At 67.6% G+C, this 17,638-nt stretch carries 17 protein-coding genes; 8 read left to right on the top strand and 9 right to left on the bottom strand.

Features of this window, described 5'->3' with window-relative positions:
- Positions 1-7: 7 nt before the first annotated feature.
- From OG474_RS03175 to OG474_RS03160, 4 genes are all read left to right on the top strand, one after another.
- Positions 8-787 (top strand): enoyl-CoA hydratase/isomerase family protein, encoded by a 780-nt coding sequence (locus tag OG474_RS03175; RefSeq protein ID WP_405060650.1) that lies wholly within the window; start codon positions 8-10, stop codon positions 785-787.
- 14 nt (positions 788-801) lie between these two features.
- The gene (locus tag OG474_RS03170; RefSeq protein WP_405060649.1) at positions 802-1,749 is read left to right on the top strand and encodes a methyltransferase domain-containing protein; all 948 of its coding nucleotides are present in this window, start codon (positions 802-804) and stop codon (positions 1,747-1,749) included.
- Positions 1,750-1,791: 42 nt separating this feature from the next.
- Positions 1,792-2,631 carry an acyltransferase gene (locus tag OG474_RS03165; protein ID WP_405060648.1) on the top strand — a complete coding sequence of 280 codons (840 nt, stop codon included), beginning with the start codon at positions 1,792-1,794 and terminating at the stop codon, positions 2,629-2,631.
- 91 nt (positions 2,632-2,722) lie between these two features.
- On the top strand, positions 2,723-3,445 hold the full coding sequence (locus OG474_RS03160) for a hypothetical protein (protein WP_405060647.1): 723 nt from the start codon (positions 2,723-2,725) through the stop codon (positions 3,443-3,445).
- Here OG474_RS03160 and OG474_RS03155 read toward each other — a convergent pair.
- Together OG474_RS03155 and OG474_RS03150 are read right to left on the bottom strand one after the other, a co-directional pair.
- Complete coding sequence (locus OG474_RS03155) at positions 3,432-4,181, bottom strand: class I SAM-dependent methyltransferase (RefSeq protein WP_405060646.1); 750 nt, start codon at positions 4,179-4,181, stop codon at positions 3,432-3,434. The two genes, OG474_RS03160 and OG474_RS03155, sit on opposite strands and share 14 nt — an antisense overlap.
- A 68-nt stretch (positions 4,182-4,249) precedes the next feature.
- The gene (locus tag OG474_RS03150; RefSeq protein ID WP_405060645.1) at positions 4,250-5,005 is read right to left on the bottom strand and encodes a DUF2382 domain-containing protein; all 756 of its coding nucleotides are present in this window, start codon (positions 5,003-5,005) and stop codon (positions 4,250-4,252) included.
- Between the two features lie 279 nt (positions 5,006-5,284).
- On the opposite strand from OG474_RS03150, the gene OG474_RS03145 reads away from it, so the two are divergent.
- Both OG474_RS03145 and OG474_RS03140 read left to right on the top strand, forming a co-directional pair.
- Positions 5,285-6,058, top strand: coding sequence for an electron transfer flavoprotein subunit beta/FixA family protein (locus OG474_RS03145; protein WP_405060644.1), 774 nt, complete (start codon positions 5,285-5,287; stop codon positions 6,056-6,058).
- A gap of 15 nt (positions 6,059-6,073) precedes the next feature.
- Positions 6,074-7,021 carry an electron transfer flavoprotein subunit alpha/FixB family protein gene (locus OG474_RS03140; protein WP_405060643.1) on the top strand — a complete coding sequence of 316 codons (948 nt, stop codon included), beginning with the start codon at positions 6,074-6,076 and terminating at the stop codon, positions 7,019-7,021.
- Here OG474_RS03140 and OG474_RS03135 read toward each other — a convergent pair whose 3' ends face one another.
- Positions 7,022-7,681: a TetR/AcrR family transcriptional regulator gene (locus tag OG474_RS03135; RefSeq protein ID WP_405060642.1), complete on the bottom strand. Its 660-nt coding sequence runs from the start codon at positions 7,679-7,681 to the stop codon at positions 7,022-7,024.
- Positions 7,682-7,751: 70 nt separating this feature from the next.
- Here OG474_RS03135 and OG474_RS03130 point away from each other — a divergent pair, with 70 nt between their 5' ends.
- Together OG474_RS03130 and OG474_RS03125 are read left to right on the top strand one after the other, a co-directional pair.
- Positions 7,752-8,564: a class I SAM-dependent methyltransferase gene (locus OG474_RS03130; RefSeq protein ID WP_405060641.1), complete on the top strand. Its 813-nt coding sequence runs from the start codon at positions 7,752-7,754 to the stop codon at positions 8,562-8,564.
- Between the two features lie 46 nt (positions 8,565-8,610).
- A complete protein-coding gene (locus tag OG474_RS03125; protein ID WP_405060640.1) occupies positions 8,611-9,267 on the top strand; it encodes a nucleotidyltransferase domain-containing protein in 657 nt (218 codons plus the stop codon).
- On the opposite strand, the gene OG474_RS03120 is transcribed toward OG474_RS03125, so the two are convergent.
- From OG474_RS03120 to OG474_RS03095, 6 genes are read right to left on the bottom strand one after another with little or no spacing between them, the layout of a single operon-like run.
- Positions 9,164-9,745 carry a helix-turn-helix domain-containing protein gene (locus OG474_RS03120; RefSeq protein WP_405060639.1) on the bottom strand — a complete coding sequence of 194 codons (582 nt, stop codon included), beginning with the start codon at positions 9,743-9,745 and terminating at the stop codon, positions 9,164-9,166. The two genes, OG474_RS03125 and OG474_RS03120, sit on opposite strands and share 104 nt — an antisense overlap.
- Positions 9,739-11,337: a PucR family transcriptional regulator gene (locus OG474_RS03115; protein WP_405060638.1), complete on the bottom strand. Its 1,599-nt coding sequence runs from the start codon at positions 11,335-11,337 to the stop codon at positions 9,739-9,741. The genes OG474_RS03120 and OG474_RS03115 overlap by 7 nt, the downstream gene beginning before the upstream one ends.
- Positions 11,338-11,385: 48 nt before the next feature.
- Complete coding sequence (gene menC, locus OG474_RS03110; protein ID WP_405060637.1) at positions 11,386-12,483, bottom strand: o-succinylbenzoate synthase; 1,098 nt, start codon at positions 12,481-12,483, stop codon at positions 11,386-11,388.
- Positions 12,480-13,262 carry a GNAT family N-acetyltransferase gene (locus OG474_RS03105; protein WP_405060636.1) on the bottom strand — a complete coding sequence of 261 codons (783 nt, stop codon included), beginning with the start codon at positions 13,260-13,262 and terminating at the stop codon, positions 12,480-12,482. The genes menC and OG474_RS03105 overlap by 4 nt, the downstream gene beginning before the upstream one ends.
- Complete coding sequence (locus tag OG474_RS03100) at positions 13,259-14,344, bottom strand: M20 family metallopeptidase (RefSeq protein ID WP_405060635.1); 1,086 nt, start codon at positions 14,342-14,344, stop codon at positions 13,259-13,261. The genes OG474_RS03105 and OG474_RS03100 overlap by 4 nt, the downstream gene beginning before the upstream one ends.
- Positions 14,344-17,631 (bottom strand): serine hydrolase, encoded by a 3,288-nt coding sequence (locus OG474_RS03095; RefSeq protein WP_405060634.1) that lies wholly within the window; start codon positions 17,629-17,631, stop codon positions 14,344-14,346. Before OG474_RS03095 ends, OG474_RS03100 begins: the two co-directional genes overlap by 1 nt.
- Positions 17,632-17,638 lie beyond the last annotated feature (7 nt).

Here is a 17,638-nt window from a genome sequence, read left to right as displayed (position 1 = left end):
GACCGCAATGGGTGAGTTCGTCAACCTGACCGTGAGTGATGGTGTTGGAACGATCCGGCTGGATCGACCCAAGATGAACGCCCTGAACGTGCAGGTGCAGGACGAGATCCGGGCCGCGGCCGAGGAGGCCGCGGCCAACGACGACGTCCGCGCCGTGGTCGTGTACGGCGGCGAGCGGGTCTTCGCCGCCGGCGCGGACATCAAGGAGATGGCCGACATGTCGTACGCCGACATGGTCAAGCGCTCCGGTCCGCTGCAGGCCGCCCTGTCCGCCGTGGCCACGATCCCGAAGCCGACAGTCGCAGCCATCACCGGGTACGCACTCGGTGGTGGCTGTGAGCTCGCGCTGTGCACCGACTACCGGATCGCCGCCGAGGACGCCAAGCTCGGCCAGCCGGAGATCCTGCTCGGCGTCATCCCGGGCGCCGGCGGCACCCAGCGGCTCGCGCGGCTGGTCGGCCCGTCGAAGGCCAAGGACCTGATCTACACCGGCCGTTTCGTGGCCGCCGACGAGGCGCTGCAGATCGGCCTGGTGGACAGGGTCGTCCCGGCCGCCGAGGTGTACGACGCCGCGGTCGCCTGGGCCGCGCAGTTCGCCAAGGGCGCCGCGCTTGCTCTCCGGGCAGCCAAGGAGGCGATCGACGCCGGACTTGGGGTCGACCTGAACACCGGCCTGGAGATCGAGCGCCAGCAGTTCGCGGCTCTCTTCGCCACTGAGGACCGCACCATCGGAATGAAGTCTTTCGTCGAAAATGGCCCGGGCAAGGCCGCCTTCACAGGTAGATAGAGCAAGGGAATCTGATGACCACCTCTGCCGAGAAGCCCGCTGCGACCGCCGAACAGGTCGAGGCGGCCTGGAACGACAACAAGCTGGCCCAGGTGCTCTACCACGACTGGGAAGCCTCGACGTACGACGAGAAGTGGTCGATCTCGTACGACGAACGCTGCGTCACCTACGCGCGGGACCGGTTCACCGCGATCGCCGGTGACCAGGGCTGGCCGTACGGGAAGTCGCTCGAGATCGGCGCCGGGACCGGCTTCTTCACGCTGAACCTCAAGCTGGCCGGCGTGATGGACGAGGCGCATGTCACCGACCTGTCCCCGGGCATGGTCGAGGCCGCCAAGAAGAACGCGAAGACGCTCGGCTTCGCGGTCGAGGGTCGCGTCGCGGACGCCGAGAAGCTCCCGTACGACGACGACACGTTCGACCTCGTCATCGGGCACGCCGTCATCCACCACATCCCGGATGTGGAGCTCGCCTTCCGCGAGATGCTCCGGGTGCTCAAGCCCGGCGGCCGTTTCGTCATCTGCGGCGAACCCACCCGGTACGGCGACTTCATCGCCCGCCGGTTGTCCCGCTTGACCTGGTGGGCGACCACGAACGTCACCAAGCTGCCCGCGTTGTCGGACTGGCGACGCCCGCAGGCCGAGCTCGACGAGTCCTCCCGAGCCGCCGCTCTGGAGGCCGTCGTCGACCTGCACACCTTCGACCCGGACACCCTGGGCCGGACGGCCACTCGCGCCGGTGCGGTCGAGGTGAAGACCGTGACGGAGGAGCTGACCGCCGCCTGGCTGGGTTGGCCGATCAGAACGTTCGAGGCCGCCGTACCGGAGCAGAAGCTCGGATTCGGCTGGCGGATGTTCGCCTACAAGTCGTGGCTGCAGTTGTCCAAGGTGGACAAGGTTCTTTCGAACGTTGTCCCTGACGAGCTGTACTACAACGTCTCCATCACCGGAGTAGCGCAGTAGGGTAAGTAGATGCGGTTGCTGTCAGTAGCGAATTTGCGGTGGGTGGTGCGCCATCGGGCGTGGACGCCGTACTACCTCAAGCGCTACTGGCGGTTCGCCTGGTTCAAGCTGCGGCACCGCCATGTGATCACCGAGGGTTTCGTCTTCCTGGGCAAGCATCTGGAGATCGTGTCCCGGCCCGGGCACGGCCGGATCGTCCTCGGCAAGTGGGTGCACCTCGGTGACGAGACCCGGCTGCGCGCGCACGAGGGCACGCTGCGGATCGGCGACAAGGTCGTCTTCGCCCGCGACGTCACGGTGAACTGCTACCTGGACATCGAGATCGGCGCGTCCACCCTGATCGCGGACTGGACCTACATCTGCGACTTCGACCACAAGACCGACGATCTCGGCCTGCCGATCAAGGACCAGGGGCTGGTGAAGTCGCCGGTCCGGATCGGCCCGGACTGCTGGCTGGCCACCAAGGTCACCGTCACCCGCGGAACCGACCTCGGTCGCGGCGTGGTGATCGGCGCCAACAGCGTTGCCCGTGGCAACATTCCTGCGTACGCCGTGGCCGCCGGGGTTCCGGCGGTCGTGGTCGCCGACCGCACCACCCGTTATGCCGCCGACGCGCCGCGCCGTGCCTATTTGGCCGGCCTCGCCGAGGTGAACGCAGCCACCGCCGCCCAGCTGCGCTCGTCCGTTCCACCGGAAGCCGTTTCATCCAAAGCTGTATCTGTTTCATCGAAAGATGGCCAGCTCGCGACACCCGAGGTCACCGTGACACCGACTGCCGGCGGCGACAAAGAACGTGTCGAGGGGTTCTCAAGTTACTCACCAGTCGGGCACTATGTCCCGCACGACCGGATGGCCGTCGGAGAGGAGACACAGCGTGGCTGAGCACGCGCGCACCGATGGCCCGGCCGTCGTTCCCCCGCGCGCTACGTTGGAATCAGCGCTGGGAACGCCAGCACGTGAAGGCACTGAGGACGTGACAACGACCGCCGCGCCGGCCCCGATCGCCGGGGCCCGGCGCAGGTTGTCGCCACGGCCGGTCCCGGTCAGTCGACGGCGGAAGTCGGCGGCACCGGTTCCGGGCGCAGGTGAGGTACCGAACCCGGCTGAGGAGATGGGTGACGTGGGCAAGGACGACACAGCGAAGGCGGCCGCGACCGACAAGGCGGCTGCTGAGGAGACCCCAGCTGGTGCGACCGCGACCAAGACGGCCAAGCCGCGGACGGCGGCCGAGATCGTCGCCGAGCAGAAGGCTCGCGAGGAGGCCGCTGCGTCGGCCGCCTCCACGCCGGAGCCCAAGCCGGACGACACCGCGGTGACCAAACCGGTCAGCCGGGTGACGCCCGCGGCGGCGGCCAAGCCGACCGCGGCGCCCAGCAAGGGCGGCAAGCAGGCGTTGAGTTCGGTCGGCAGCGGCGTTCGGCAACTACGGAATCTGCTCGCCTCGGTGATCTGGCTCGTCGCCGTGCTCGCGGCTGCGCTGCTGGCGCTGGGCGCGCTCTTCACGGCGCTCGACCAGACCAACCAGAGCAACGAGATCGTGCGCTGGGTGCTGGAGCGCGGGCACGACCTGGTGGGCCCGTTCAAGGACCTGTTCCGGCTCGAGACCGCGAAGAACACCCTGCTGGTGAACTGGGGGATCGCGGCGCTGGTCTACCTGATCGCCGGCAAGATCCTCGAACGCTTCATCCGTCCGTAGGCTTCACGGCGACCAGGATCAGGTCGAGCGACGCGTCAAGGTCGCCCGGCCTGATCTCGCTGGGTTTGATAAAGAAGTCCTGGTACGTCGTGCCCGTCACCAGCTCGCGGAGTTCCGCGGGCCACTCGTCGTGCGGACCGGCCAGTTGAGCATCGACGCAGGAGCCGTTGGCGGCTTCCCACTCCTGCAACCGCTCGCCGTGATGCAGTCCGAGCGTGTGGGTGATCTCGAACTCCGGCTCGACGAGCTCGGTGAACTCGGCCATCGTCAGCTCACGCGTGTGGTACCAGTTCCCGCTCGGGAAGGTCAGTCGATTCGGAGTGCTCAGTACGGCGGTCCCGCCGGGCGCGAGAATCCGCGCGCACTCGGTGATGAACCGCGGCTGCTCCCACAGGTGCTCGATCGTCTGCAACGACGTGAGCAGTCCGAAACTCGCATCCGCGAAGGCGGTCTGGACGAGGTTGCCCCGAATCACCTGCACCTGCGGATACACCCGCCGTACGTGCTGCAAGGTCAGGTCCTCGTAGTCCAGCCCGAAGACCGGCTCCGAGCCGGCCGTGCGGAGCAGCTCCGCGCCGTACCCCTCGCCGCAGCCGGCCTCGAGCACGCGCCCGGCCGTCGGCAGCAGTTCCGCCACGATCCACCGGTACGCCGCCTCGTGGCGCGCGAACCAGTAGTTCTCGTGCCAGATGCCGGGGGCCGTTCGTTCGCCGGTGAGGGCCAAGGTCTCGGTCACCGGGTCAGCTTAAACACAGCAGCGGTGCCCGGGCCCGCCCAGCCCGAACACCGCCGCTGTTGGATCAGTTACCGCTTGGTGTGCTTACCGGTGCCGTCGTCATCGAGGCCGTCCACGTCGATCTGCTCCTTGCGGACGCTCTCGGTGATCTGCTCCTCGCCACGGACGGTCTCGGTCTCGAGGCCGACCCGCTCGACGGCGACAGTCTCCTTGCCGATCACCGGGCGCTCCTCGTGCAGCACGACCTCGTGGTCCTCGTCGCCCATCTCGCCGGCCCGGCCGCGGCGCTCGCCGTCGGCCACCGGCTCGCGGACCACGCGCACTTCCTCGTGGCTCACCGGCACCGTGATCTGCTGCTCCTCGGTCACCACGTGCTTGTGCAGCGTGACCCGGCCGGTCTCGACCGTCTCGGTCCCGGCGTGCAGCCGCTCCTCGTGCCGAACCATCGACCCGTCGGCCTGAGCGTCCGCCGTACGGTCACCTGTCTTGAGGTCTGTCATGCGGCCGGTCTGCGGCATTCGCATGCCGTAGTAGCGGTACAGGTCGGTCGCCTCGCCGTCGGACAGATGGCCGTTGGCGTCGATCCGCGGCGCGTCCTTGATCTTCGACTTGGACGTCGCCAGATGCAGCCCGTCCTTCTCGACGTGCGCACCGTCGAGCGGTACGAAGGTGTGCTTCGTACCGAACAGGCCCGTGTTGACGGTCACCCATTCCGGCTGGCCGGTGCTGTCGGAGGCGTAGAGATTGCCGACCGACCCGACCTTGTCGCCGGTCGCGTCGTACGCCGTCTCGCCCACGACTTGCTCGATTCCCTGCATGGTCATTCTCATCAACCCCGTGTTGTTGTTTGCGCTGAGCAACGAACGACGAACCGGTGCCCGACCTCACGATGGGCAAACACTCGATTACCGCACGTGTTCGGATAGCGGGCGGTCGAGGTGTGGCGGACGCCTCGGTCGCCACCGCTGACCGCCGGTGAAGCGAGGGGATAGCCTGGGCGGGCGCCGGCGGTGTGATGGGGCTCGCACGTGGCATATGTTTCTCGCGAGTAACATCCGTGGCAGGCTGGGAGAGACCGAAAACCAGAAGGGGTCCAACACGCTATGAAGATCGTCGTCTGCGCGAAGTTCGTGCCGGATGCCACGGCGGACCGCCGCTTCCGCCCGGAGGACAACACCGTGGATCGTGCCGGTGTGGACGGGCTGCTGTCCGAGCTGGACGAGTACGCCGTCGAGACCGCGCTCACCGTGAAGGAAGCCGGCGATGCCGAGGTGACCATCCTCACTGTCGGCCCGGAGCAGGCTGCGGACGCGGTGAAGAAGGGCCTGCAGATGGGCGCCGACGCCGGCGTTCACGTCCTCGACGACGCCATCCACGGCTCCGACGCGGTCGCCACCTCGCTGGTGCTGTCGAAGGCGCTGGCCAAGCTCGAGGCCGACCTGGTCGTCTTCGGGATGAGCTCGACCGACGGCGGCATGGGCGTCGTCCCCGCGATGGTGTCGGAGCGTCTCGGCCTGCCGGCCGTCACGCTGGGCTCCGAGGTCACCATCGACGGCACGAGCGTGAAGATCCGTCGCGACGGTGACACCGCGAGCGACACCGTCGAGGGCACGCTGCCGCTGGTGCTGAGCGTCTCCGACCAGGCCAACGAGCCGCGGTACCCGTCGTTCAAGGGCATCATGGCCGCGAAGAAGAAGCCGGTCGAGACCTGGTCGCTGGCCGACCTCGAGATCAGCCCGGACCAGGTCGGTTCCTGGACCGAGGTGGTCGAGGTGACCGCGCGTCCGGCTCGTACGGCGGGCACGATCGTGACCGATGAGGACGGCTCCGGTGCGGGCCGGCTCGTCGAGTTCCTGTCCACCAACAAGTTCCTCTGAGGGGCGAGCAGTCTTATGTCGAACGTTCTGGTTCTCGTTGACCACACCGCGGGCGTCGTGCGCAAGACGACCGCCGAGCTCCTGACCATCGCCCGCCGCCTCGGCGAGCCCGTCGCGGTCTTCATCGGCGACGGCGTGCAGGAAGCCCTTCCGGCCCTCGGCCAGTACGGCGCCACCAAGGTGATCGCGCTGACCAACCCGGAGCTCTCGCAATACCTGGTGTCCCCGAAGGCCGAGGCGCTGCAGCAGGTCGCGGCCAAGATCGAGCCGTCGGCGATCCTGATCTCGTCGAACGCCGAGGGCAAGGAGATCGCGGCCCGGCTCGCGGTCAAGCTCGAGTCCGGCCTGATCACCGATGCCGTTGACGTCCAGGAGGGCCCGGTCACCACGCAGTCGGTGTTCGCGGGCAACTTCACGGTCAAGTCGAAGATCACCAAGGGCATCGCGATCATCACGGTGAAGCCGAACGCGGCGACCCCCGAGGCGTCGGAGACGTCGCCGGAGGTCGAGGAGTTCGACGTCACGATCTCGGACGCGGCCAAGACGGCCCGTATCACCGACTCGAAGCCGCGCGCGGCGACGGGCCGTCCGGAGCTCACCGAGGCCGCGATCATCGTTTCGGGTGGCCGCGGTACCGGCGGTGACTTCGGTCCGGTCGAGGCCTTCGCCGACTCCCTCGGTGCGGCTGTCGGTGCCTCGCGCGCCGCGGTCGACTCGGGCTGGTACCCGCACGCCTACCAGGTCGGCCAGACCGGCAAGACCGTGTCGCCGCAGCTGTACGTCGCCGCCGGGATCTCCGGCGCGATCCAGCACCGCGCCGGCATGCAGACCTCGAAGACGATCGTTGCCATCAACAAGGACAACGAGGCGCCGATCTTCGAGTTGGTCGACTTCGGTGTCGTCGGCGACCTGCACAAGGTCCTCCCGGCCGCCACCGAAGAGGTCACCAAGCGCAAGTCCTGACTAGTACAACTCAGGTTTCAGTAGGGCGTGGCTGACCGATCTGGTCAGCCACGCTTCGTATTCCGCCGCGGACCAGCCGCGCGTCTCTGTCAAATGCCGGTAGTTGCTCACGTGGTTGAGTAGCCAGAGCTCGTCGGTGGCCCGCTCGACCGTCAGTCCGTCGCGCAGGTGGCCGTCGTCCGCCAAGCGCTGGGCAAAGTTCCGGGTGACGTGCCAGTGCTCCTCGAACACGCGGTCTCGCAGTGCGGCCAGCGTGTCGTCCACCGTGGCGCCGGCCTCGATGACCGCGATCAGTCCGGCGATCCGCTGCCTGATCATCAGCCCGTTGCCTGTCGCGAAGGCGATCCGCTGGACCGGATCCGCGATCTCGAACTGCTGTTTGTACCAGTCCCGCTCGACCACCGGCACCTGATCGTCCACTCCACCGGCGAGCGTGCGGTGCCAGACGTTGAGCAGTAGCTCGGTCTTGGTGCCGAAGGCCAGTTTCACCGTGGCCAGTGACACCGCGGCCTCCTCGGCGACCGCGGGCAACGTCGTACGGACGAAGCCGCGGGTGGTGAACATCCGTTCGGCCGCATCCAGTACGGCGGCTCGCGTCTGCTGTGCGCGGCGTTCCCGAACGGGCGAGTCATAGCGACGGGGGTTGACATTGTCGGGCACCCCGCTACGGTAGTCGGTAATTGACTAGCCGCAAAGGCTAGCGAATTACGGAGTGTCTCTGGGGGACGAGATGACAACACCATTCGAGGTAGTGACCGAGCGGGTCCGGGCGGCCTGGAACGCTGAGGTCGACTACCAGCCGTTGGCACAGCAGTCCGTGCTGACGAGCGAGCTACAGGTGCAGGCAGCCGCGGTCCGGTGGGGTGACCGCGTGCTGGATGTTGCCGCTGGGACTGGGAACACCGCGCTGGCCGCGGCTCGGCGTGGCGCGGTGGTGACCGCGACGGACTTCAGCCCGGTCGGTCTGGAGCGTGCGGTACGACGGGCTGCGGCGGAGGGCGTGACGATCGACACCGAGGTGGCCGATGCGCAGCAGTTGCCGTTCGAGGATGGGAGCTTCGATGTCGTGCTGTCGACGTTCGGAGTCATGTACGCGCCGGACCAGCAGCGTGCTGCCGATGAGTTGCTGCGGGTCTGCCGGCCGGGTGGCCGGATCGGACTGGTGAGCTGGTGCCTGACTGGATTGATGGCGGACTTGCAGAGCGCGCTGGGCGCCGTACTGCCGCCACCGCCACCCGGTGTGCCGTCGCCACATCGGTGGGGGACTGAGCAGCACTACAAGGAGCTGTTCGGTGATCGCATCGCGGTGACCAGTGCCGACGTACTGACACAGGACACCTTTGCTGAATCGGCGCAGGCACAGGTTGCGGCCATGCTGACGCACCTGCCGCCCTGGCGGATGCTGTTCGACCGATTGGACCCAAAAGGGCAGTCCGCCATGGCAGCGGCGGCTGAGGGCGCGTACGAGCGTGCGAACCGAGCTATCGACGGGACCCTGCTGGCCGGCTCGCAGTACCTCCGGATCGTTGCCACCGCTCTCTAACCCGTACCGCCTGCCGGTGCTGCTCCTGCTGTGTGAAGATCGGCAGGTGGCTGACGAGGAGCGGTACTGGTACGAGGACGGGCTGGATCCGGAAGAGCTGGCGTTCCAGCGGCTGCACGGGCCGTGGAAGCGGTCGACGCCGGCTGATGCGCTGGCGATGATGAGCCGGTACGACGGGGACTGGTGGATCGCCGGGGGATGGGCCATCGATGCGTTCACCGGAGTGCACCGGGCACACGAGGATGTCGATCTGTCGTTGTGGCGGCGCGATGTCGAGAAGCTGCGGCTGCATCTGCGGGGGAGGTACGACCTGTGGTCGAACGCCGGTGGGCGGTTCCGGCCGCTGACCGACCAGGCGCCCGAACACCCGGAGGACGCGGACCAGATCTGGTTGCGCAAGCATGCGCTGGCACCGTGGGAGTACGACGTGGTGGTGAACCCGGACCGCGCCGGCCGGTGGGTGTTCCGGCGCGATCCGGCGCTCGACTTCGCGCTCGAGGACATCACCTGGCGAGCGCCCGACGGTGTCCGCTACCTCAACCCTGAGATGGCCCTTGCCTACAAGGCGAAGCTCGCTCGGCCGAAGGACGAGCTGGACTTCAACGCCGCCCTCCCACTGCTGTCGGATGACCAGCGGGTCTGGCTGGCCGACATGGTCGACCACCTGCACCCCGGTCACCCGTGGCCGGCGCGACTGCGCTAACTCGTCGGCCGGACAGCCGTTCGGACAGTGCCATCACGGCGCCGCCGATTTCGGACTCGTCGTTGACGTCGGTGCGCAGGTGCAGCAGGCGGATGGCGGGGAGCGGTCCGAGCTGCAGGGTGCGGTTGGTCATGGTCAGTCCTCTTTCGATCGATCGGAGCCGCCGCTCGACCTCCGTCAGCCGGTCCGCGTCCGCAGTCATCCGCTGCTCGAGCTGGGCGTGCCGCAGTCGCAGCATGCCGCGCAGTTCGTCGACAGGTAGCTGTTCGTCGAGGAGTGCGCCGCACTGCTCCAGCGTGAAGCCCAGCTCCTTCAGTGCGATCAGACTGTCGACACGCCAGATCTGTGACAGTGCGTAGAACCGGTGTCCGGTGTGTGGGTCGACGCGCTCGGGCACAACCAGCCCTAGCGCGTCGTAGTGCCGCAGCATCCGCACTGAGATGCGGGTGTGCCGGGCGAGGTCTCCGATACTCAACATGGTTCGTCCAGCGAATCGTCTGACACCGTGTCAGTTGCAAGCACTCGCAACTGGAGCATGGCGGCGAACCGTGCTTCGGGGTCTGCCAGGTCCAGGTTGCCGATCTCCGCGAGCCGCCGCAGCCGGTACCGGAAGGTGTTCGGGTGCACGTAGACCGCAGCAGCCGCAGCCGTCACGTCACCGAAGGCGTCCAGCCACGCTCGCAGTGTCTCGACCAGCTTGGCGTTGTGGACCTGGTCGTAGGCGAGCAGTCGAGCGATCGGTCCGGTCAGCTGTTCACCACGTGCCTCGACGAGGTCGCGCAGTTCCAGCAACAGCGCCTCAACCTGTACGTCGGCCAGCCGGGCCACCCGCTGTGCACTCCGACTGGTCCGTAGTACCCGGAGCGCCCGGTCGGCGCTGGCACGCGCCTGGGGCAACCGTGCGGCCGTGGCGACCCCGATGATCGCTCCGGAGCGACTGCCGACCCGGTCCAGGAAGTCCTGCGCGACTCGGCTGGCGCGCTCCTCGCTGTCCACCGACACCAGCCCGTAGGCCACATCACCCACCAAAGCCGCCGCCGATCGTGGAAAGACCGCACCCAGGTGCATCGCGAACGCATCTGCCAATCGCTGCCGCTCAGCCGTCAGTCCGTCTTTAGGTGCAGCAAGCGCCAGTACGACGAGCGCCCGGTCCGCCAGGCCGAGTCGGTCGAGTGCCTCGCGGGCACCGGCTCCACCGTTGAGCGCCGTACTGACCAGGTCGGCGCGTAGCCGGCGTTCGACATCGGCGTCGGCGCGGATGCGCAGCATGTGCAGGGCAACAACCTTGGCGGCGTCGCGCAGAGCCTCAGAACGCTCGCTGCTCAACGGCTCATGCACAGCGACCCAGATAGAGCCCAACACCTCGTCGCCAGCGCGCACTGCGACAGCGACTCGTGGAATCGCGACCTCGGGTCCAGTGGCCGGCATCGGCGCCACATAGACCGGCTGGTCGGTCCGGTAGAGCTCTCGGAAGACACCGCGCTCGGAGAGCAGTCGGGAGTAGCGTTCGGGGACCTGTCGGCCGAGGACGGTCTCGACGCGAGCGGTGTCGGCTTCGTCCTGCCGTCCGGAGAACGCGAGCACCCGGGAGCTGCGGTCCTCGATGGTGACCGGTGCGTCCAGCAGTGCCGCAGTCGCGTTCGCCAGTGCGAACAGGTCACCGGACGGCATACCGCCGAGCGTCTCCGACTCTGCGACGCCGACGTCGAGCACCGAGCGCAGGAGGATGCCGAGCTGGTCCCAGGTGGCCCCTCGAGTCAGTGCGAGCACAGCCACGCCGGACTCGGTCGCTGCCGCCGCGATACCGGCTGCGACCGGACTACGCAGTACCAGCCCGGCTGCGTTCTGACGGCCGAGGTCATGCAGGACTTGGATGATCGCCTCGGGGTCGTGGAGACCGACCCCGAGGACGAGCGCATGCTGGGGGAGCACCGGGTCGTCGAGCGGGTCGTGGATGACCACACCGCCGATGTCGTCGGGGCGGTCCGGGTCCCCGGCCACGAGCTCGAGCAGGGTCGCGCCGAGGTCGTCCAGTACGCGGCCGAGGCTGGCCCGAGGTCGTTGTGTCACTCCGCCATTGTGCATCCGGACAGATCCGACCCCAGGATTCGTCGATTCCTACAGCGGCAGCCACTCGGTCGAGATGGTGACCGCATCCAGTTCGTCGGGCAGCGGGTCAACGCCGATGCCAGGCCCGGTCGGTACGGCGAGGTGACCGTCGGCCAGGGTGAACGGCGCAGTGATGTCGGTCTTGTAGTAGCGCGACGAGCCGGAGGTGTCGCCGGGCAGCGTGAAACCAGGCAGTGCGGCCAGTGCGACATTCGCTGCGCGGCCGAGTCCGGTTTCGAGCATGCCGCCGCACCAGACCGGGATGCCATTGGCCACACAGACGTCATGGATCCGCCGGGACTCCAGATAGCCGCCGACCCGGCCGGGCTTGACGTTGATGATCGAGCACGCGCCCAGACTGATTGCCGCCGCGGCCGCACGGGCTGAAGTGATCGACTCGTCCAGACAGATCGGTGTCGTCACCTGCTTCGCCAGCTCTGCGTGTCCGAGGATGTCCTCCTCGTCCAGCGGCTGTTCGATCAGCAGCAGGTCGAAGGCATCGAGCTGAGCCAGGTGCCGAGCATCCGAGACGGCGTAGGCCGTGTTGGCGTCGACCTGCAGCAGCACATCGCCGTACCGCTCCCGGACTGCGGCGACCGGCGCAATGTCCCAGCCAGGTTGGATCTTCAGCTTGATCCGCAGGTAGCCCTCGTCCAGATAGCCACCTACTGCGGTCAGTAGCTCGTCGATCGAGTCCATGATCCCGACCGACACGCCACACGGCACCCGATCGTGCACAGCGCCCAGTTCGCGCGCCAGCGATCGGCCCTCGGTCCGCAGCTCGGCATCCAGTACGGCGGTCTCCAGCGCTGCCTTGGCCATCCGGTGCCCGTGGAACTTCGCCAGCGTAGGTGCGACCTGCGTGGCTTCGGAGACCCCAGCCACGGCAGGCACGAAGTACCGGCGCAGTACGTCGATCGCACCGTCGACGTACTCCTCGGAGTACAGCGGTGCGGCCATTGCGACGCACTCACCCCAGCCCTCGGCCTCAGTACCGACAGCCCGGACCAGCAGTGCGTCCCGGGTGACCTCGGTCCCGAACGACGTCCGGAACGGCGACACCAGCGGGAGTGACACCCGCCGCAACTCGACTCCGGTCAGCTTCATGCCAGTCCCTCTCGTTCGACTACGTACCATCCGGTCCGATCGAAGCCGGTCACGCGGGCACCGTCGGCCAGCAAGCCACCGAGCACCTCACGCACCGCCAGTCGCCACTCCTGCGCCGCAGCGAAGTCTGTTGCCCGCAACGCCTCCACATCAGCCGGTACGGCGACCAGCACGGGACCTGCGGTCGGCAGGTCGACGCGGACCGGCCGACCGTCCTCGTCTCGACCCAACGCGATCGCTGCCCCGGAGGACTCAGGGCCTCCGACCGGCTCGTCGAGTTGCCAGCGCACCAGCAGCCGATCGCTCTCGTCCTCGCCGTTGATCTCGTCGCGCATCTGGCCGTAGAAGTTGGTCAGGTACTGCGTCGGGCGCGCACCGAGCTTGATGAGGTTGAAGTGGGCGTTGCGCCGGATCAGTGGGTCGAAGGTCCACTCGATCGCGGTGAGACCACGCTCCAGTGCCCACTGCCGCTGGTGCAGCTTGAGAGCGAATCCGACGTTCCGGCCGCGGGCCTTCTGCGACACACCGGCCACGTGACTGTGCAACGTGCGCTCAGCGGGTGCACCGAAGAATCCGACACACGCTCCGACCAGTTCGCCGCCGTCGTACGCGCCGCCGACGTAGCTGCCCGCCTTGGACATCGCACGTAACAGCTCAGTGGTCACAGGCGGGTTGTGCGGGTCCGGGCGCCAGATGGTGTCGAACAGCTGGTAGACCGCTTCCAGATCGGCCAGTGCAGTCAGCTCACGTACCTGTACGTCAGTTGCTGTCTCGGTCATCGTCGGCCCAGTAGGTCGGCGATCAGCGTGGTGAGCAGAGTGGTGCGTGGCGCGATCTCGTCGACGATGACGTGCTCGTCATCGGCATGCGCGCCACCACCAACCGCACCGAGCCCGTCGAGGGTCGGCGTACCGATGCCGGCGGTGAAGTTGCCATCGGACGCACCACCTACGGAGACCTGGCGCAGCGGGGGCTGGCCGAGCTCGGCGGCCAGTTGAGACGCCCGCTCGTAGAGGTCTTCGGCCATCTTGCGTTCGAACGGCGGCCGGTTCGGACCACCGATCAGCTCCAGCTTTGCTTCCGGGAGCACGGGCGTGAGTGCCCGCATCTCTTTGTCTACTCGGAGCTGCTCAGCGACAGTCCGCGACCGCACGTCGACCAGGAAGCTCGCAGCGGCCGGCACCGTGTTGCGCACGGTCCCGGAGACCAGCCTGGTCGGCGTGACCGTCGTACCGAGGGTCGGATCGCCCAGCTCGTTGATCGCGAGGATCTGGTGCGCTGCCTCGATGCTGGCGTTCACACCGAGCTCTGGCTCCAGTCCGGCGTGGGAGGCGCGTCCGGTGATCCGGAGCTCGTAGTTGGAGACGCCCTTGCGTTCTAGCTTGAGGGCTCCGTCTGCCGACGCTTCCAGCACGAGTGCGGCAACACAGCCAGCCGCCTCGGACTCGATCAGTGCCCGGGACGACGGTGAACCCAGCTCCTCATCACCAGTCACCAGTAGCGTGATGCCGCTGGGATCCGGCAGCGCGGCAATAGCGTGGAACGCCATCACCACTCCGGTCTTCATGTCGAAGCAGCCCGGTCCCCGGAGCACGCCGTCCTCGATCTGGAACGGGTGGGTCGCGAGTGAGCCCAGCGGCCAGACGGTGTCGTGGTGGCCGACCACGAGCACCTGCGTCGGCCCGTCACCGAACTTCCAGCGCAGGTGCGTCCAGCCGTCGACGACGACGTACGCCGGTGCTTTGCCGAGTCGCTCGGTCCCCAGTTGGGCAACGACGTCCGCGCTGGCAGCCACCGCCTCCTTGTCCACTGAGGGCGACTCACAGGTCACCAGGGTCTCGATGTCTTTGAGTAGATCCATCAGTCCACCTTCGGTGTGGCGCGGGAGCCTAGATGCAGGTACTTCTCGCCGGTAGGCAGTGCGTAGAACGTCACTGCGCTCCAAGCCAGCACGCCGTCCGGTCGGACGGCGAACAGATCGCCACTGTCGTCGACCGGGAGCAGCGCGCGCTCTTGCGTTGCCTCAGGCACCAGTGCGGCAAGCGGTCCGGTGACTGTGGTGCGCAGTACGGCCTGGCCGTCGCGGACCAGCACCTCATGCGTTGTGCCAGCTCGCTCGTAGCGGCCGGTGTGCCGTTCGAGATCCACAGTGGGCGGTTCGGTCGGCGGGGTCACGAGAGCCGGCAGAGTGATGTCGGCGAGCTCCGTGAAGACCTCCCGGTACAGCTCGTCGTACAGGTCACCGGGGCTGCCGCCATTGGTGAGCAGGGCGACTGCCAAGCCTTCGGTAGGCAGAATCCGCAGCATCGACACCTGGCCGATCGTGCCGCCGTCATGGCCGATCAACTGCTGCCCGTCCCACTCGAACCGCATCCAGCCGAGTCCCCACGAGTCGGCGACCGACTTGGCGGGTACATCGGCGTGCTTCGCGGCCATCTCGGTCACTGCTGCTTCCGGGAGCAGTCGCTTGCCGCTCGGAGCCAGTCCGCCGTCCAGATGCAATCGAGCGAACGCCAGTACGTCGGCAACCGTTGAGGAGATGAGCCCCGCCGGACCGGCTGACCGCTGCAGGCCCCAGACCGGGGCGAGCTTGTCCCCGGGCAGATGGCCGACCGCGGCCCGGTGCATGAGGGCTTCTTCCGGCAGGGTCACTGTGTGCTCGAGCCCGAGCGGCTCGATGATCCGCTCCCGCAGCACCTGGTCCCACATCTTGCCGGTGAGCTTCTCGATCACGCGACCGGCCAGCGAGAAGCCGGAGTTGCAGTAGGACCAAGTCGCGCCCAGCGGATGGCTCTGACCGACAGTGGCGAGTACGTCGACGTACTTCTCCAGACAGTCGTCACCGCGTCCGGTGTCCTCGAACACGTCACCGTCGATACCGCTGGTGTGCGTGAGCAGGTGCCGCATAGTGACCTGCTTGGCCACATCCGGATCACTCAACTGCAGCTCCGGCAGTACGGCGGCCAGTGGTGCGTCCAGCTCGAGCAGACCCTCGTCCACGAGCTGCATCACCAGAGTGGTCGTCCACACCTTGGTGATGGACCCGATCTGGAACAGCGAGTCGGTGGTGACCTCGACGCCGGTGTTCTTGTTCAGTACGCCGGTGGCTGCCTGCACCAGTTCGTCTCCACGGCGGATGCCGAGCGTGGCACCGGTGACACCGTGCTTGGCGGCCAGAGTGGTCAGTCTGCGCTGCCAGTGCGCCGCATCGATCCGCGGACGGCTCGGTCCGGTCGCGCTACCGGCGTACTGGTCGACCCAATCGAGGATGCGGCGGTTGAAGTCCAGGCGGTGCGACGGCTTGCCCTGCAGGATGAAGAGGTGGTCTGCCTCTGGGTAGAGCACCAGCTCTGTGGGGACACCGCGTTCTCTCAGCGCGGTGTGCCATTGCTGGGCCTGGCCGAGCGGACAGCGGCGGTCTGCGTCGCCATGGATGACCAGGGTCGGCGTCTGCACGCTGTCGATCTGCGTCATCGGTGACATCGCTTTGAGGTCACCACCGGTCAACTCGAAGGCCGTCAGATAGTGCCCGAGGTCAGAGGTGCCCGTCATGCTGGTCAGGTCGCTGATCACGCCGCCGGTCACAGCTGCGGCGAATCTGTTGTCCCTGCTGGTCAGGTAGCACGTCATGAAGCCGCCGTAGCTGTAGCCGGCGACCGCGAGGCGATCCGGATCAGCGATGCCTTCGGCAACCAACTGGTCGATCGGCTCGAGGAAGTCCTTGCCATCGGAGGTGCCCCAACCGCTGATCACACCGGTGAAGAAGTCCTCGCCGTACCCGTCGCTGCCCCGGGGATTCACCAGCAGCACGTTCCAGCCACGGGCGACCAGCTCCTGGTGGTAGCCGTGCACCTCATCGGCGCCGGCGCTCCACGCGCCATGCGGACCACCATGGATGTCCAGGAGCAGCGGCTGTGCGCCAGTGGCTTCCGGGTCGCGGATCAGCCACGCCGCGACGACAGTCCCGTCCGAGATCGTGAACTCACGCTCGACTCGGGCGAAGTGCTCCACCTCGGCCAGCTTCTCGCCGTACGACGTCCGCGTGGTGCTCGCGCCGGTCGCCAGTTCGACGGTGACAACTTCGCCGTACGACGTCTCCGTGAGCAGCGTTGTGGTGGCTACGCCGCCGACTGCGCTGAGTCCGGAGATGTTGTGGCCGGCCTGGCCGAACACTCGCTGCGGAGTGCCACCGGCTACCGGTACGGAGTACAGGTGGGTGCAGCCGCGGTCCCGGGTGCAGAACAGCACGGTGGTGCCGTCGTCGACCAGCAGCGGGTGACCGCCCGGGTACGCCGGGCCGCCGACCATCACGTTGCGGTCGAGCGACTCGGTCAGATCGGTCACCGCGCCAGAGCTCAGGTCCAGCCGCAGCAGCCGGCTGTGACCCACTGGCTCGTGCTGGGTGCCGACCAGCAGCAGCGACCTGCCGTCGGCTGTCCAGCCGGACGCGGCGACCTGTCCGTCAGCCAGACCGACCAGCTGAGGCGCGGCCTTGTCGTTGGTCGCATCCAGTACGTAGGCGGGCGCCTTCGCGGTGAGATCGGCATCGGTCGAGGTAGCGGCGCCGAACGCGAGCTTGGTGCCGTCAGGCGACCAGGCCGGGTCTCCTGCGTGCCAGTCACCCTCAGTGGCTTGCCGGGTCGCTTTTGACGCGACTTCCAGTACGTGAACGTGCTTGCGGACCGTCCGCAGCCAGCCGACGCCGTCAGCCTGGTAGTCCAGCCGCTTGGTAGCGATCGGTGCGTCTTTAGCGCTGGAGGCGGTGTCGACGGGAGCGCTGAAGGCGATCCGGGTCCCGTCTGGACTCCACTTCGGTGCACCTGCGCCCAGCGGGAGTGTGGTGAGCTGCTCTGGCTCGCCACCGTCGCTGGGGAGCACCCAGAGCTGCGCAGGCCCGTCTTTGGCGCGCAGGAAGGCGAGCTGACTGCCATCTGGTGACCAGGTCGGGGATCTGTCGCCGTCGGATCTGGTCAGCTGTCGTGGCTCGCCACCTGCCGCCGGGACTCGCCAGAGGCTCCGCAGGTCGCGGTCGGCCTTCAGGTCGGTGGTGCGCAGGACGTAAGCGATCTGGCTGCCGTCGGGTGACAGCGTGGGCTCCTCCGGGACCGCGAGCTCGGCCAAGTCATCGATGCGCAGACGTCGGGTCACGAAGTCC

Source organism: Kribbella sp. NBC_01505 (genome assembly GCF_045040285.1).
Lineage (GTDB): Bacteria > Actinomycetota > Actinomycetes > Propionibacteriales > Kribbellaceae > Kribbella.
The sequence above is the reverse complement of the archived record's forward strand: the minus strand, read 5'-3'. Positions and strand labels throughout refer to the sequence as shown.

What these genes read in the sequence shown, in the direction of transcription:
- OG474_RS03175 (WP_405060650.1), top strand. Translation starts at nt 8, where the DNA reads ATGGGTGAGTTCGTCAACCTGACCGTGAGTGATGGTGTTGGAACGATC.
- OG474_RS03170 (WP_405060649.1), top strand. Translation starts at nt 802, where the DNA reads ATGACCACCTCTGCCGAGAAGCCCGCTGCGACCGCCGAACAGGTCGAG.
- OG474_RS03150 (WP_405060645.1), bottom strand. Translation starts at nt 5,005, where the DNA reads ATGACCATGCAGGGAATCGAGCAAGTCGTGGGCGAGACGGCGTACGAC.
- OG474_RS03145 (WP_405060644.1), top strand. Translation starts at nt 5,285, where the DNA reads ATGAAGATCGTCGTCTGCGCGAAGTTCGTGCCGGATGCCACGGCGGAC.
- OG474_RS03140 (WP_405060643.1), top strand. Translation starts at nt 6,074, where the DNA reads ATGTCGAACGTTCTGGTTCTCGTTGACCACACCGCGGGCGTCGTGCGC.
- OG474_RS03130 (WP_405060641.1), top strand. Translation starts at nt 7,752, where the DNA reads ATGACAACACCATTCGAGGTAGTGACCGAGCGGGTCCGGGCGGCCTGG.
- OG474_RS03120 (WP_405060639.1), bottom strand. Translation starts at nt 9,745, where the DNA reads ATGTTGAGTATCGGAGACCTCGCCCGGCACACCCGCATCTCAGTGCGG.
- menC (WP_405060637.1), bottom strand. Translation starts at nt 12,483, where the DNA reads ATGAAGCTGACCGGAGTCGAGTTGCGGCGGGTGTCACTCCCGCTGGTG.
- OG474_RS03105 (WP_405060636.1), bottom strand. Translation starts at nt 13,262, where the DNA reads ATGACCGAGACAGCAACTGACGTACAGGTACGTGAGCTGACTGCACTG.
- OG474_RS03100 (WP_405060635.1), bottom strand. Translation starts at nt 14,344, where the DNA reads ATGGATCTACTCAAAGACATCGAGACCCTGGTGACCTGTGAGTCGCCC.